Raw genomic sequence first — 14,395 nt, 5'->3', positions numbered from 1 at the left:
CCGAATGGACAAGGCTTGTAATCCTCCCCCGCCAGGGGGAGGTGGCAGCGCAGCTGACGGAGGGGGAGGACGGCGATGTCCTCAAGCCTGAAGCCGTGACCCTTCCTCCCCCTCCGCCGCCTTCGGCGACACCTCCCCCTTGCGGGGGAGGATTGGTGGGATTCACCGCCCCGCCATCACCTCAAGATACGCATCCAGCACCGCCTGATTGACCTGCGGCCACACCTGCGCCTGCATCCGCTGGTGCCCGAGCGCCCCGAACCGCGCGCGCATCTCGGCGTCGCGCGCCAGCCGCTCGATCGCGTCGGCATAGGCGGTGACGTCGCGCGGCGGGACCAGAAAACCGGTCTCGCCCTCGACCACCAGGTCCATCGCCCCGGTCGCGCGCGCCGCGACCACCGGTACCCCGCACGCCATCGCTTCCGACGTCACATTACCGAACGTTTCGGTCACCGACGGGTTGAAGAACACATCCATCGACGCGACCGCGCGGCCGAGCGCATCGCCCGACTGGAACCCGGTAAAGATCGCCTCGGGCACCTGCCCCGCGAACCACTCCCGCGCCGGGCCTTCGCCGACCACCAGCACCTTGTGCGGCACCCCGCGCCGGGTCAGCTCGCGCGCGACCTCGGCAAAGATGTCGAGCCCCTTTTCGAGCACCAGCCGCCCGAGAAACCCGATTGCCGGCACATCGTCGGCGATCCCCAACTCCCGCCGCCACGCGAGGTCGCGCCGCTGCGGATTGAACCGCGCATGATCCACCCCGCGCGACCAGATGCCGACCGGCGTGGTCACGCCCCAGCTCTGGATCAGATCGGCGATCGAATTGCCCGGCACCATCACCCGGTCGAACTTGTTGTAAAAGCGCGTCAGTCGCCGGATCAGCCACGGCTCGATGAACCCCAGCCCGTAATAACGCGGATAGGTCTCGAACCGCGTATGCAGCGACGCCACCGCCGGAAGCCCGTTCTTGCGCGCCCAGGCGACCGCGGCATGGCCCAGAAATTCCGGAGCGGAGACATGCACCAGGTTCGGCTTGAATGCCTCCAGATCCTCCCGCGGCGCACGCGGCAGGCCCAGCGCAACCTTATACTCCCCCCGCCCGCCGGGGACAGGCAGCGCCGGCACGCTGACCAGATCGCCCTCGGGCGCGAAGGCCGGCTTCTCGACGGTCGGCGAATAGACGCGCACCTGCACGTCCGCGTCCAGCAAATGGCGCACCAGCTTGTTCAGCGCCTGGTTCGCGCCATCGCGCACATAGTTATAGTTGCCGCTGAACAGCGCCACGCGAAGATCGGTCGGAGTCATCGGCGCGCCCATAGCGATCCGATTACGGCGTTACTATGTCGCAGTCGATGTTTGATCCGGCTGCGCCGGATGGCGGCACCGGCCCGCTCCCCCACGGGGTCCCCGCAAAGTACTACTTTGCGGGGCTACCCGCACCCGGCCACCCAACGACAGTGTATTCTGTGGGTGGCCGGGTTGGGGGAGCGGGCCGGTGCCGCAACCCAACAAGGAGTCCCCGATGGCCGATCTGTCCGCCTTTCCGATCACCACCCGCTGGCCGGCCCACCACCCGGACCGCATCCAGCTCTATTCCCTCAATACCCCCAATGGTGTGAAGGCGGGGGTCATGCTCGAGGAGACCGGGCTGCCCTATGAGGCGCATCTGATCGACATCGGCGCGGACGACCAGAAGACGTCCGAATTTCTCAACCTCAATCCCAACGGCAAGATCCCCGCGATCCTGGACCCCGACGGCCCGAACGGCCGCCCGCTCGCCTTGTTCGAAAGCGGCGCGATCCTGCTCTACCTCGCCGACAAGACCGGCAAGTTCCTCGATCCGGCGCAGCGCTATGAAACGATCGGCTGGGTAATGTGGCAGATGGGCGGGCTAGGCCCGATGTTCGGCCAGCTCGGCTATTTCCACAAATTCGCCGGGCGCGAGATCGCCGACAAGCGCCCGCTCGACCGCTACGTCGCCGAATCCAAACGCCTCCTCGGCGTGCTCGACACGCAGTTGAAGGGCCGCGACTGGATCATGGGAGACTATTCAATCGCCGACATCGCCTCGCTCGGCTGGGTCCGCAACCTGATCGGCTTTTACGAGGCGCGCGATTTGGTCGGCTTCGATGCCTTCGCCAACGTCGCGGCGTGGCTCGACCGCGGCCTGGCCCGCCCGGCGGTTCAGCGCGGGCTGCTCGTCACCGCGAAAGGGTGATACGGCGCAATTCATTGCGCATTCACCACCGAAACGAATAATGCATCTGTCGCCCTGAGACGGTCGGCCTGTTCCGCGTGCTACACCGTTTCAGGGAGGGTTTCGATGTCCGTTCTCGCACTGTCGCTCGCCGCACTGCTGCTGCCCGCCGCGATGCAGACCGACCGCCCGTCCGGCGGGGCAACGGGGGATGAAAAGGCCAACCACAACACCGCGCGCTCGAACAAATCGACCATCGCTGCACCGGATGGTCCCGCCGTCAAGACGGGTGATGCCACGGCAAACCACAACACCGCCCGGTCGAGCCGGAACAAGGGCGGCCGCGGCCCAGCCCCGGCCAGCGGTGGAACGCAGCCAACCACGCCCGCGCCGGAAAGCACCTCCACGCCGCAGTGACCGACGCGCCTTTCTAAACGCATATTCCCTTTTCGTTCCGCTCGGGTTAGGCACGCATTATGGCCAAACCCAAGAAGCGCTACGTCTGTCAGTCCTGCGGCTCGGTAACGTCGCAATGGGCGGGGCAATGCGCCGATTGCGGCGAGTGGAACACGCTGGTGGAGGATGCCGGCGCGGTCGTCACGCCGTTTCAGGCGAAGCATAATCTGCAGGGCGGCGGGCGGATGATCCTGATGTCGGGGCTCGACGCCGACGTCCCGTTGCCCGCGCGGATGGGCACCGGCATATCCGAGCTCGACCGCGCGCTGGGCGGCGGCTTTGTCGAGGCGTCGGCGACGCTGATCGGCGGCGATCCCGGTATCGGCAAGTCGACCTTGCTGCTGCAGGCGGCGGCAAAGATGGCGCTGGCGGGCAAGAGCGTCGCCTATGTCTCGGGCGAGGAAGCGGCGGATCAGGTTCGCCTCCGCGCGCGTCGCCTCGGCCTTGGCAATGCCCCGGTCCAGCTCGCCTCGGCGACCAGCGTGCGCGACATCCTCACCACGCTGGGCGGCGCGACCCCGCCCGATCTGCTCATCATCGATTCGATCCAGACGATGCACAGCGACCTGATCGAGGGCGCGCCCGGCACGGTCAGTCAGGTGCGCGCATCGTCACAGGAACTGATCCGCTTCGCCAAGGAACGCGGCACCGCGCTCGTGCTGGTCGGCCATGTCACCAAGGATGGCAGCCTCGCCGGCCCGCGCGTGCTCGAACATATGGTCGACACCGTGCTGGCGTTCGAGGGGGAGCGCAGCCACCAGTATCGCATCCTGCGCGCGGTCAAGAACCGCTTCGGCGGCACCGACGAGATCGGGGTGTTCGCGATGCAGACCGAGGGGCTGACCGAAGTCGGCAACCCGTCCTCGCTGTTCCTCACCAGCCGCGATGAAAGCGTCAGCGGCACCGTCGTCTTCCCCGCGCTGGAGGGTACGCGCCCGGTGCTGGTCGAGATTCAGGCACTGGTCGTCCGCCTCGCCAGCGGCGCGACCCCGCGCCGCGCGGTGGTCGGCTGGGACAGCGGCCGCCTTGCGATGATCCTCGCGGTGCTGGAGGCACGCTGCGGCCTCAGTTTCGCGACCAGCGAAGTCTATCTCAACATCGCCGGCGGCTATCGCGTGCAGGACCCGGCGGCGGACATGGCAGTCGCAGCGGCGCTGATCTCTGCTTTGTCCGAACGCCCGGTGGCGACCGATATGGTCGCGTTCGGCGAAATCGCACTATCTGGGGAGGTCCGCCCGGTCGCGCACGGCGCGCTGCGGCTCAAGGAAGCGGGCAAGCTCGGTTTCACCCGAGCGCTCGTTCCTTCGGCTCAGCCGAAGGAAGGCAGCGTCGCGCTAACCGGCTTCCGCAACCTCGCCGGCTTTGTCGACCATATGCTCGGGCGCTGAGCGCTTCCGCCGCCGCGCGAGCAAGTGCCGTGCGGGATCGAGCACTGCCAGGACGACGATCGTCGCGGCAACATCGGCCAGCCAGTCGTCCAGCGCCGCCGTCCGCCCCAGCGCGGGCAACATCTGGGTCAGCTCGATCAGCGCCCCGAACAGCGCAAAGGCCAGCAGCAAGATCAGCGCCCGCGCACGCGGATAGGCGAGCCGCGCCAGTCCGGTCAGTACGACGAACGCGATGATATGCTGCACCTTGTCCCCCGGCTCTCCGGGCAATGCCGGCGGCTTGGGCAACACGGCCATCACGAAAGCGAAGATGAGCGTCGCCCAAAAGGCGATCACGAAGAAACGACGAACCAGGGTCATGTGGCTTGAGATAGGGCGCGCGCCGCCGTTATCCAAAGCCGATCTGCCCGTCACACGCTCCGCTTCACCGGCGGCCGCCGCGTGCGCCATGCGGCGAGCATGCCCGACGCCGCGATGATCGCCATGCCGGTCAGGCTCCAGCGATCCGGGATATGCGCAAAGATCAGCCAGCCAAGCAGCGCCACGAACAGCAATTGCAGATAGTTGAGCGACGCCAGCACCGATGCCGGCGTATCGCGATAGGCCGCGGTAAACAGGAAATGGCCCAGACCGCCATAGACGCCCAGGCTGAGCAACAGCAGCAGGTCGAACCCGCCGGGCATCCGATCCGGGATGAACCAAGGTGCCATCGCGCCAAAGATCACCGTCCCGGTCAGCGTGGTGTAGAACAGCATCGCGATCGTGCTCTCGGTCCGCGCCAGGCTGCGCGACAACAGCTGGTAGATGCTCGTGGTCACCATCCCGACCCCGGCGAGCAGCACGCCGACCGGATCGAGCCCGCCCCCGGGCCGGACGATGAACAGCACGCCGATGAAGCCTAGCGCTGCCGCACCGATCCCGGCCATGCCGACCTTCTCGCCAAGCAGTGGCCCGGCCGCGAGGATCACGACGACGGGGGCAAAGAACAAGATCGCGCTGGTCTCCGCCACCGGCATCCGCTGCAGCGCAAGGCCGATCGACAGCGAGCCGATCGACAGCGCCAGCCCGCGCGCGATCACCCATCCGGTGCGCTGCGTGCGTAGCGTCTCGGGACCACGGCGCGGCGCAAGCAGCGCGGTCATCAGCACCAGATTGCCCGCATAGCGGATCGCGACGATCATCGGCACGTCGTACCGCGCCGCCAGATATTTGACGGTGACGTCGAGGCACGCGAACAGCAACAGCCCGAACATGAAGAGCGAAGCGCCACGGAGCGGGTGATGGGCAGTCATGCGGGGCTCCCGATGGCAGTGCGAAGCGGCCATGCGCACAAATCGGGGCTTCGACAAGCCGCGCGTCGCGGCTATGAGGCGGGCAGGGCGGGGAGGCGCGCGATGGGACTGACGGCAATCGACATCTTGGTGCTACTGGGTGTGGGCGCGGCGGCGATCACCGGCGCGATGCGCGGCTTCGTCACCGAAGTGCTGTCGTTGATGGCGTGGCTGCTCGTCGTCGCTGCGATCCGCTTTCTCCATACCCCCGTCGCCGCCGCGCTGGCCGAACCGGTCGGAACGGTGCAGGGCGCGGCGGTGCTTGCCTTCGCGCTGCTCGGCGGCATCGCCTATTTCGGCGGGCGGATCGTCGCCAATGCGATCGGGTCGCGCACCCGCTCGGGGTTTCTCGGTCCTGTCGACCGCGCGCTGGGCCTTGGCTTCGGCGCGATCAAGGGGCTGATCCTCGCCAGCCTCGCCTTCCTTGTCGTCGCACTCGCGGTCGATACGGTCAGCGGCGGCCCGGCCCAGCGTCCCGAATGGATGACCGCCGGCCGTACCTATCCGCTGCTCAACGCGACTAGCGCCAGCATCGCCGAATTTGTCGACCGCCGCCGTCGCGGCGAACCGGTATTCGGCAACGAAACCGACGCCGATGCGCTTGCGAACGGGTCGGAGCAGGTTACATCGGAGCCATGACGGCTCCGCTCTATAACACCGAAATCCTGCGGCTCGCCGCCAGCATCCCGCATCATCAGCGCCTGCCCAACCCGATGGCGAGTGTCGAGAAACGCTCACCCGTGTGCGGCAGTCGCGTGACCGTCGATGTCGATCTCGACGGATCGGGCCGCGTCGCTGCGCTTGGCATGCAGGTCCGTGCCTGTGCGCTGGGACAGGCCGCAGCATCACTGATGGGCGCCCACGCGATCGGTCGCACCCCCGCCGAACTCGACGCCACCCGCGCCGCACTGACCCGCTGGCTGGCGGGGGAGGGCGACACGCCGCCCGACTGGCCCGGCCTCGACATCTTCACCCCCGCACTCCCGCACAGCGCGCGCCATCCCTCGATCCGCCTCGCGTTTGAGGCTGTGGCCGAAGCCGCCGCGCACGCCAGCACCGAAAAGGCCGCCTGATGGATCACGGTGCCGCGCATAGTTTCGTCGCCGAAAGCGCCCCGCTGCTCGGCTTCGCGCTGCTGTTCGTCCTGATCTTCCGCCGCATGGGGCTGGGCGCCACGCTGGGCTATCTCGTCGCTGGCGCGCTGGTCGGGCCGCAAGTCCTGGGTCTGGTCGGCGGCGCGGAGAGCAAGATGGGCATCGCCGAATTCGGCATCGCCCTGCTGCTGTTCCTCGTTGGCCTCGAACTCAGCCCGTCGCGGCTGTGGCGGATGAAGCGCGACATCTTCGGCTTCGGCCTGCTTCAGGTCGTGCTGTGCGGCATCGCACTCAGCCTCGTGATCGGCTTCGGCGCGAATTTCTCGCTCTCCGCCGCACTCGCGCTCGGCCTCCCGCTCGCTCTGTCCTCGACCGCGCAGGTGCTCCCGATGCTGCAAAGCGCCGGCCGCCTGCGCACTCCGTTCGGCGAACGCGCCTTCTCCACGCTGTTATTCCAGGACATCTCGATCGTCCCCCTGATCACGATTATCGCAATCCTCAGCCGCAATCCGGCGGACGCGGAGGGGCCTCCGGGCTGGCTGCTCGCGATCTACACCGTCGCTGCGATCACCGGGCTGGTGCTGGCCGGCCGTTACCTGCTCCGCCCGCTGTTCAAGCTGATCGGCAATTGGGGCGAGCGCGAATTGTTCGTGTTCGCCGGCCTGTTCACCGTCGTCGGTGCCGCCGCGCTGATGCAGTCGATCGGCCTGTCCACCGCACTCGGCGCATTCATCGCGGGCGTGATGCTCGCCGACAGCCCGTACCGGCACGAGCTGGAGGCGGATATCGAACCCTTCCGCTCGATCCTGCTTGGCCTGTTCTTCCTCTCGGTTGGCATGATGCTCGACCTCAGCGCCATCGCCGAACGTCCGGTCTTCGTGCTCGGCATGGCCGCAGCGCTGATCGCGACCAAGACCATCGTCATCACTGGCCTCGCCATGGCGTTCCGCATGCCGTGGCGGCAGGCGCTGGGCCTCGGCATGCTACTCAGCCAGGGCGGCGAGTTCGGCTTCGTCCTGTTCGCGCAGGCACAAAACGCCCTGCTGATCGCCCCCGAAGCGGTCAGCGTGTTCAGCGCGGTCGTCACCCTGTCGATGGCCACCACCCCGTTCCTGATGATGTTCACCCAGCGCTTCCGTGCCGACGCGGTCGAGGCTCAGGGTGAGCGCGAAGGGCCGGTGTCGGACGGATCGAACGCGCTGATCGTCGGCTATGGCCGCTTCGGCCAGACGGTCGGCCAGATGCTGAATGCGCAGGGCATTGGCGTGACGCTGATCGACACCGATATCGAGATGATCGACATCGCCGGCCAGTTCGGGGCGAAGGTCTATTATGGCGACGGCACCCGCATCGACATGCTGCGTCAGGCGGGCGCGGCCGAGGCGCAGCTGATCCTGTTCTGCCTCGACGGCGATAAGATCGAGCCCGAGCTGGTCGAGGCGGTCCACGAATCCTTCCCCCAGGCATCGATCTTCGTGCGCGCCTATGACCGCCGCGCACTGCTCAAGCTCAAGGCCACCCCGGCGGCCGGCGTGGTGCGCGAAGTGCTCGAATCCGCAATCGTCATGGCGCGCAAGGCGATGGCTGCGGTCGGCGTCGATATCGAGGAGATCGAGCGCACCGAAGATCTCTACCGCCGCCGCGACCGTGAACGGCTGCGCATCCAGCACGAAGCCGGCAGCCTGATCGCCGCGCGGGAGGCGATCATCGGCGACCCCGACCTCGACTGGCGCCCCGGCCGGCGCGACGCGCCCGATCCGCTGGAGCCGAAACCTGCCACCGGGAGCGAGTGCGGATGAACGCGCTGGTCGTCCTCGCCGCGCTGTCCGGCGCGATTGCTGTCGGCGCCGGTGCATTCGGCGCGCATGGGGCGGAGGGCAAGGCGGCGGAGTGGCTCCGCACCGGCGCAACCTATCAGCTGATCCATGTCGTCGCCGCGCTGGTCGCGGTGCAGATGGGCGCACGCAGCGCGGGCTGGCTGTTCGTCGCCGGGGCCGCGATCTTTGCCTTCACGCTCTACGCCATGGCATTCGGCGCCCCGCGCTGGCTCGGCGCGATCACCCCGATCGGCGGCACCGCGCTGATCATCGGCTGGCTGTGGCTGGCATGGCACGCTTTGGGTCGCAACGGGCAGTGACCAATACCCGCCGGAAATGGCTAGTTGCGGCTTTGACAGGTGCCGCGATGACGCTGGCGCCTTGGCTAGGCTTCCTCTCGCCTCACCCTACCGTTTATCTCATGCTATTCGCTTTGGGCGCGGGGGTCGCGACGCCATTGGTGCTCCTCCGCGCGCCCATTGAACGCGTTGCGGGCGCGGGGCTGTCGCTGATCGGCCTGTTGCCTGCCCTTTTTCTCAGTGAGGTTCTGGCACATCTGACCTTTGGCGGGTGCCTGCAATAGAATGCGCACGCGGCTGAGCGTCTGTCGGCGCAAGCGCAGGTTCGCGGATGAGGGTGAGGCAATGGCCGTCGCACTCGCAGCGACCATCACCCTGCGCCCCTATCGCTGCGACCGCTGTTTCGGCTTTCACCTGACCGGGCGAACCAAGGGCAAGCGGAGCCTGTAGCGGCACGGGTGCGTCGATTCTCAATCCTCCCCGGAACGGGGAGGGGGACCAGCGAAGCTGGTGGAGGGGGCCCGAGGCAAGGGATTCCGTTGCCTCGGGCCCCCTCCGTCAGCGCTGCGCGCTGCCACCTCCCCGTTCCGGGGAGGATTGTTCAGCCCGCCGCCCGCAACTCCGCCGCCGCACCCCGGATCGCCGCCAATGGCTGCGGCCGCCCCAGCAGATACCCCTGGATCAGGTCGATCCCCAGCGCACGCAGCACCGCCAGTTCATCCTCACGCTCGACCCCTTCGGCGATCAACCGGCTGCCGGTATCGCGAGCGAACATCATGAGCCCGGCGGCCAGCGCGCGGCGGCCCGGATCATGCTGGATATCCTCGATCAGGAAGCGGTCGAGCTTCACCAGATCGGGGCGCATCTGGATGATCTGTTGCAGCCCGCTATAGCCGGACCCCGCGTCGTCGACCGCGATCTTGAGCCCATCGGCGCGCAGCGGCGCAAGCCGGTCGAGCAGCGTGCACACATCCGAAACCCGGTCATGCTCGGTGACTTCCAGCACCACGCGGTCCAGCGGCGCCCGGCGCAGGATCGGGAGCAGATCGGACGACATCGCCGTCGCGGGGCTGGCATTGACCGACAGATAGGCATGGTCAGGAAGCTGCGACAGCCCCTGCAGCGCGCGGTCGATCGCGAACAGCTCGAACGCCTCGCCCATGCCGACCAACGCCGCCTGGGTGAACCATTTGTCCGGCGAGCGATACGGTTCGACCGTGATCCGTGCCAGCGCTTCATAGCCCGCTGGCCGCCCTTGGGAGAGGCTGAAGATCGGCTGATAGTGAATGTCCATCAGCCCTTCGGCCATCACCTGCTCGATCGCGCTGCGCGATGCGGCCGCTTCTTCACGATTGCCCAGATCGCGCTCGATCTCGAACGCGGCCAAGTCGGCAAAGGCGCGCATCATGCCCAGGTCGCGCGGGTTCAGCGTGGGACTCGCAAAGGGACCAAGGCAGCAGAACATGCCATAGGTCCGCCCGTCCGACAGGCGGATCGGCACGCTGACATGCGCGCCGATCGGCACCGCCGCCGTGATCGGCATGCCAGCGGCAATCGGTTCGGCGGCAGTATCGGGGATCAGCTCGGGCAGCCGCCCGGCCAGGATGTGGCGGCAATAGACATCGTCGAGCGAATGGACATCGCCCGCCTTGGCGAGGTGCTCCAGCCCCGGCGCGTCCACCACGCGAAACACCGAATCATTCCCGACGAATTCGGAAACATAGGCGACCTGCAGGCCCAGATGCGCGCGCACCGCCTGCAACGCGCGGGCGATAATCGCGTCCGAACTGCCATTGCTACTCGCGGAGGAAATGATCTCGCGCAGCGCCGTCGCGCCCAGCGTTTCGCCGTCCACCGTCATCTCGCCTCCACCCCGTCGAACCATCACATGCGTAATTCTACAGGGTGGAGTGTGAAGATTCGGTCAGCGCGCCTCCAAAATCCGCTTCACTGCGCCGACCGTTACGGGATGATACCCCGGCTTGGCCTTCGCAAAGATGCGCTCGGCAATCGGCGTCCCCCAATCGCCCTGTGCCTTCAGCCCGCGATAGAGCGGCGTGACCAGCAGGTTGCGGCCGACGCGCGTCAGATACTCCTCCAGCGCCGGGGTCACCGGTTCATAGCGGTTGGCAATCGCCAGATCGAACCATGCGGACTGGACATAGGCGTTCTTCGATCCGGTCAGCTTGAGCGCCGCGTCCAGCTCGGCCAGCCGCGCCGCGCTCTGCTGGCGGGGCAGGCCACCCAGCAACCGCTGCCACTGCTGGGTCTGCCATCCCGCCGTGTCGATCGCCGATGCCGGCCCGCCCGCATTGAACGCCGCCAGCTGCGCATCGACCTTCGCCAGCGTATCCGACTTCACCTGCACCGCGTTCGACGGCACACCCGGCTGATACACCCAGCGGTCGAGCTGCAGCTTGGCCTCCAGCGCCTTGTCGCCCTTGATCAGGTGCGTGCGGATATCCGCCAGGAATCCCGCGCTGGTCTGCGGCTGGAAGGCGTGGCGGTCGAAATAGCCGCGCAGATAGGTATCGAACCGCTTGCGCCCGACCGCGTATTCGATCGTGCGCAGGAAGGTGCTGCCCTTCAGATAATCCAGTTGCCCCGCGCTGTCGCCCGGCTCACCATGCAGCCGCGTGGACGGCGCGCTATCGCCGCCGGCATTCTTCACGTCGCGGAGCATCCCGGCATAATCCAGGTCGGAATAGATCGCCGCGCGCTCCTTGCCGTATAGCGCCTCCATGATCCGGTTTTCGAAATAGGTCGTGAACCCTTCGTTCAACCAGCCATCGGCCCAGGTCGCGTTGGTGACCAGATTGCCCGACCAGCTATGCGCCAGCTCATGCGCCAGCACATCGGTGTTCGACCGGTCGCCGGTGATGATCGTCGGGGTGAAGAAGGTGAGGTTGGGGTTCTCCATCCCGCCATAGGGGAAGGACGGCGGCAGGACGAGCATGTCGTAGCGGCCCCAGCGATAGGGACCGTAGAGTGCCTGCGCCGCGTCGATCATCTTCTCGACATCGGCAAATTCCGACACAGCGGCGTCGATCATCCCCGCCTCGGCCCATACGCCACTGCGCGGCCCGATTTCCTTGAACTTGAGGTCGCCGATCGCGATCGCGATCAGATAGGGCGGGACCGGATTGTCCATCTTGAAGCGGAACGTGCGGCGTCCCTGCGGCGCGGGCGTGCCGGTCGCGCCGTCGATCATCTGCGCGCTCATCACCGGCACGAAGCCCTCGGGCACCGTCACCGTCGCGGCCCAGGTCTGGCGAATGCCGGGGCTGTCCTGCGTCGGGATCCAGCTGCGGTTGTTGATCGCCTGCCCCTGGCTGAACAGGAAGGGCAGGGTCTTGCTCTGCGTCTGCGCCGGGGTCAGCCATTGCAGCGCGCGGGCACCGGGTTTTGAGCGATAGACGATGCGGATGCGCTTCGCCCCGTTCAGTTCGATCGTCAGCGGCGCGCCGAGCTGCGGATCGCTCGGCCCGACCTTGTGCGCCAGCTTCACGCCGCGTTCGTCGCTGACCACCGCGATCTCGAGGTCGAGCGTGTCGAGCACGATCTCTTTCGCCCCCTTCGCCGCCAGCACGTCGAGCGTGGCCACGCCGCCGATCGTCTTGCTGTCGAAGTCGACCTTCAGCTCGAGGTCGACATGCGTCACCCGCGCCTCGGCCGGGCGGGCATAGGTCCACACGTCCTTCGCCTCGGGCGTGGTCAGGACGGGCGCCACCTTGGCAGTCTGGGCGTGGGCGAGCGCGGGGGCGGCGGAGGCGAGCAGCAGGGCTGCGAGGGTCAGGATACGCATGGTAGCAACTGCTACGATTTCAGCGGGTTGGGCACAAGCGCGGTCCTGATGCGTTGAGGCAATATCCAGCAAAATCGAGGAGAGACCCGATGCACACCACCATCGACAGCCCCAACCGCCTGATCGCTTCCGACCGGGTCGAAGGCACCAGCGTCTATGACGCCAGCGGCGAAAAGCTCGGCCATGTCGAGCGCTTCATGGTCGACAAGGTCTCGGGCCGCGCCGAATATGCCGTGATGGCGTTCGGCGGCATTCTGGGCATTGGCCACCGCCACTATCCGGTGCCATGGCAGGCGCTGACCTATGACACCGACAAGGACGGCTATGTCGTGTCGCTCAGCCGCGAAAAGCTCGAAAACGCGCCGAACTACGATCGCGAGGGTGACGAACCGACCTATGACCGCGCTTATGGCGAAGAGGTCTACGCCTATTACGGCGTCCCCGCGCTCTAGTCCTTCGGCACGCGCCAGCGGCCGGTCTCCATCCACAGCAGCAGCGGCTTCAGCGGCAGGATCCATACGATCCCCGTGAAGACGTAGAAGACCAGCTGGATGAGGACCGGCCATTCGCCGACGATGCGCGACAGGCTCGCCACCGCGACGCACCAGATGATGATCAGCGCGACGATCGCGAACGCCCCGGCGGGCTTGCGCCAGCTCGGGGTCACGCTGCGGCCTCGCCATATGCGGCGGCCTCGGTGACGACGCCGTGCAACGGCATGTCCCAACTGTCGGTGGCCAGCGCCTCGACCTGCTGCACCGACCAGGCGATGCCAATCCGCCACGCATCGGGCAGCCGCTCGAACACCCGGTCATAATGCCCAGCACCCTGGCCCAGCCGGTTCATCGCCGCATCGAACGCGAGCAAGGGGGTCAGCACGATATCGGGATCGCACTCGACGCCGCTGTCGTCCGGCTGGCGCAGGCCGAGCGGCCCATCGACCAGCGCATGCTCCGGCTCCCACGCAAAGAAGCGCACCGGCGACTCGCGGCTGGTGACATGCGGCAGCACGATCCGGCACCCCGCCTCCCGCGCGGTCCAGGCAATCGCGGTCGGATCGGCCTCGCTCCCGACGGGGATGTAAGATGAAACGGTAATCCCCGGCCCGAACCGCGCGAGCAGGGCAGGGGGCGGCTCGATCACACCCCCGATGGTCATCGCGAACTCGTCGCGCAGCGCGCGCATCCGGGCGCGCAGGGTCCGTTTGTCGTCAGCCATATTTGCGCTTCGCACTATGCGAAGCCGCGGCCTCGCTGACTAAATCCGTTGGCGGGACCACCATGGGCCGTGTGCTTGAATATCCTCTGACGCCGTTTACGTCAGGTGGGGACCATGTGCCACAGACCAGGGTCTGAGCAGGGACAGCCCCCATGGATGATGAATCGCCTCAGGGATAATCGCTAAAGCTCGCACCGGGCAGTACCCGCCACCACCGATTTAGGCGTTCGGCGCGGGTTCCTCAAGTGCCAAGGCCACCGCCTCCAGCCGGTCCGCCAGATTGTCGAGCAGCACCGGCGACACGCCGCCGGGCGGATTGCGCTCCGCTTCATCCAGCTGGTCGGCCAGGATCAGCGCCAGGAACAGCATCGTCCGCTCGCCGCTGAGGCCCCCGGACGCGCGCACCGCGGTTTCGGCATGCTTCTCCAGCAAGGCACCGAGCCGTTCGAGATGCAGCTCCTCGCCATCGCGGCAGGCGATTGCATGGCTGCGTCCGGCGATGGTGAGCGTGACCTGACCCATCAGTCCTCGCCCTCCTGCGCGATCAAAGCGTCGAGCGCGGCGATCGCCTGCTCGACCTTGCCGCGCAGCACCGCGTGCCGATGTTCCAGCCGTTCGGCGTCGAACGCCCGGCGCGCAGCCGCAGCTTCGATCCGCGTAAGCGCGCGCTCGATCCGATCGAGCGCGGAGGGTTCCGCATCCGCCATGCCGGGTGGATAGGGAGGCTTTACCCAAGCCGCAACCCCGCGCGGTTGACGACTGCGCCCGCGCGCCCCATTGGCACGCC

General features: G+C 67.2%; 19 protein-coding genes. 10 read left to right on the top strand and 9 right to left on the bottom strand.

Translation table 11 applies throughout. The features are described 5' to 3' along the window. Positions 1–162 precede the first annotated feature (162 nt). Positions 163–1,308, bottom strand: coding sequence for a glycosyltransferase family 1 protein (locus KYX69_RS01750; RefSeq protein ID WP_300492960.1), 1,146 nt, complete (start codon positions 1,306–1,308; stop codon positions 163–165). A gap of 217 nt (positions 1,309–1,525) precedes the next feature. On the opposite strand from KYX69_RS01750, the gene KYX69_RS01745 reads away from it, so the two are divergent. The 3 genes from KYX69_RS01745 (at position 1,526) to radA (ending at position 4,044) form a co-directional block, all read left to right on the top strand. Further along, positions 1,526–2,221 carry a glutathione S-transferase N-terminal domain-containing protein gene (locus KYX69_RS01745; RefSeq protein ID WP_300492957.1) on the top strand — a complete coding sequence of 232 codons (696 nt, stop codon included), beginning with the start codon at positions 1,526–1,528 and terminating at the stop codon, positions 2,219–2,221. A 105-nt stretch (positions 2,222–2,326) separates the two neighbouring features. Continuing rightward, positions 2,327–2,617: a hypothetical protein gene (locus tag KYX69_RS01740; protein ID WP_300492954.1), complete on the top strand. Its 291-nt coding sequence runs from the start codon at positions 2,327–2,329 to the stop codon at positions 2,615–2,617. A gap of 59 nt (positions 2,618–2,676) precedes the next feature. After that, on the top strand, positions 2,677–4,044 hold the full coding sequence (gene radA, locus KYX69_RS01735; protein ID WP_300492953.1) for a DNA repair protein RadA: 1,368 nt from the start codon (positions 2,677–2,679) through the stop codon (positions 4,042–4,044). On the opposite strand, the gene KYX69_RS01730 is transcribed toward radA, so the two are convergent. Together KYX69_RS01730 and KYX69_RS01725 are read right to left on the bottom strand one after the other, a co-directional pair. Then, positions 3,991–4,404 (bottom strand): hypothetical protein, encoded by a 414-nt coding sequence (locus KYX69_RS01730; protein WP_300492950.1) that lies wholly within the window; start codon positions 4,402–4,404, stop codon positions 3,991–3,993. The two genes, radA and KYX69_RS01730, sit on opposite strands and share 54 nt — an antisense overlap. Positions 4,405–4,454: 50 nt before the next feature. Continuing rightward, positions 4,455–5,336 carry a DMT family transporter gene (locus KYX69_RS01725; RefSeq protein ID WP_300492947.1) on the bottom strand — a complete coding sequence of 294 codons (882 nt, stop codon included), beginning with the start codon at positions 5,334–5,336 and terminating at the stop codon, positions 4,455–4,457. A 102-nt stretch (positions 5,337–5,438) separates the two neighbouring features. On the opposite strand from KYX69_RS01725, the gene KYX69_RS01720 reads away from it, so the two are divergent. The 6 genes from KYX69_RS01720 to KYX69_RS01695 are packed head-to-tail and all read left to right on the top strand — an operon-like array spanning position 5,439 to position 9,035. Beyond that, the gene (locus KYX69_RS01720; RefSeq protein WP_300492945.1) at positions 5,439–6,014 is read left to right on the top strand and encodes a CvpA family protein; all 576 of its coding nucleotides are present in this window, start codon (positions 5,439–5,441) and stop codon (positions 6,012–6,014) included. Further along, positions 6,011–6,448, top strand: coding sequence for an iron-sulfur cluster assembly scaffold protein (locus tag KYX69_RS01715; protein WP_300492944.1), 438 nt, complete (start codon positions 6,011–6,013; stop codon positions 6,446–6,448). The genes KYX69_RS01720 and KYX69_RS01715 overlap by 4 nt, the downstream gene beginning before the upstream one ends. Further along, a complete protein-coding gene (locus tag KYX69_RS01710) occupies positions 6,448–8,268 on the top strand; it encodes a monovalent cation:proton antiporter-2 (CPA2) family protein (protein WP_300492941.1) in 1,821 nt (606 codons plus the stop codon). The genes KYX69_RS01715 and KYX69_RS01710 overlap by 1 nt, the downstream gene beginning before the upstream one ends. Then, complete coding sequence (locus tag KYX69_RS01705; protein WP_300492939.1) at positions 8,265–8,606, top strand: DUF423 domain-containing protein; 342 nt, start codon at positions 8,265–8,267, stop codon at positions 8,604–8,606. The genes KYX69_RS01710 and KYX69_RS01705 overlap by 4 nt, the downstream gene beginning before the upstream one ends. After that, a complete protein-coding gene (locus KYX69_RS01700; protein WP_300492936.1) occupies positions 8,603–8,869 on the top strand; it encodes a hypothetical protein in 267 nt (88 codons plus the stop codon). The genes KYX69_RS01705 and KYX69_RS01700 overlap by 4 nt, the downstream gene beginning before the upstream one ends. A 1-nt stretch (position 8,870) precedes the next feature. Continuing rightward, positions 8,871–9,035 carry a hypothetical protein gene (locus KYX69_RS01695; RefSeq protein WP_300492933.1) on the top strand — a complete coding sequence of 55 codons (165 nt, stop codon included), beginning with the start codon at positions 8,871–8,873 and terminating at the stop codon, positions 9,033–9,035. A gap of 151 nt (positions 9,036–9,186) precedes the next feature. Here KYX69_RS01695 and KYX69_RS01690 read toward each other — a convergent pair whose 3' ends face one another. Further along, the gene (locus KYX69_RS01690) at positions 9,187–10,446 is read right to left on the bottom strand and encodes an EAL domain-containing protein (RefSeq protein WP_300492931.1); all 1,260 of its coding nucleotides are present in this window, start codon (positions 10,444–10,446) and stop codon (positions 9,187–9,189) included. Positions 10,447–10,509: 63 nt separating this feature from the next. Next, positions 10,510–12,390, bottom strand: coding sequence for a M1 family metallopeptidase (locus KYX69_RS01685; RefSeq protein ID WP_300492928.1), 1,881 nt, complete (start codon positions 12,388–12,390; stop codon positions 10,510–10,512). 89 nt (positions 12,391–12,479) lie between these two features. Here KYX69_RS01685 and KYX69_RS01680 point away from each other — a divergent pair, with 89 nt between their 5' ends. Continuing rightward, positions 12,480–12,842, top strand: coding sequence for a PRC-barrel domain-containing protein (locus tag KYX69_RS01680; RefSeq protein WP_300492925.1), 363 nt, complete (start codon positions 12,480–12,482; stop codon positions 12,840–12,842). Here the strand turns inward: KYX69_RS01680 and KYX69_RS01675 are convergent. The 4 genes from KYX69_RS01675 to KYX69_RS01660 all read right to left on the bottom strand — a co-directional run bounded on the left by KYX69_RS01675 (position 12,839) and on the right by KYX69_RS01660 (position 14,315). After that, the gene (locus KYX69_RS01675; RefSeq protein ID WP_300492923.1) at positions 12,839–13,057 is read right to left on the bottom strand and encodes a DUF2842 domain-containing protein; all 219 of its coding nucleotides are present in this window, start codon (positions 13,055–13,057) and stop codon (positions 12,839–12,841) included. The two genes, KYX69_RS01680 and KYX69_RS01675, sit on opposite strands and share 4 nt — an antisense overlap. Continuing rightward, entirely contained in the window at positions 13,054–13,608 is a 555-nt protein-coding gene (locus KYX69_RS01670) for a 5-formyltetrahydrofolate cyclo-ligase (RefSeq protein ID WP_300492921.1), read from the bottom strand. The genes KYX69_RS01675 and KYX69_RS01670 overlap by 4 nt, the downstream gene beginning before the upstream one ends. Positions 13,609–13,827: 219 nt before the next feature. Further along, positions 13,828–14,130 (bottom strand): cell division protein ZapA, encoded by a 303-nt coding sequence (locus tag KYX69_RS01665; RefSeq protein ID WP_300492918.1) that lies wholly within the window; start codon positions 14,128–14,130, stop codon positions 13,828–13,830. Then, positions 14,130–14,315 carry a hypothetical protein gene (locus KYX69_RS01660; RefSeq protein ID WP_300492916.1) on the bottom strand — a complete coding sequence of 62 codons (186 nt, stop codon included), beginning with the start codon at positions 14,313–14,315 and terminating at the stop codon, positions 14,130–14,132. Before KYX69_RS01660 ends, KYX69_RS01665 begins: the two co-directional genes overlap by 1 nt. Between the last annotated feature and the right edge of the window lie 80 nt (positions 14,316–14,395).

The organism is Sphingomonas sp. (assembly GCF_030145815.1).
Taxonomy (GTDB): domain Bacteria; phylum Pseudomonadota; class Alphaproteobacteria; order Sphingomonadales; family Sphingomonadaceae; genus Sphingomonas.
Note: the sequence above shows the minus strand (reverse complement) of the source record. Positions and strands in the feature narration are given on the sequence as shown.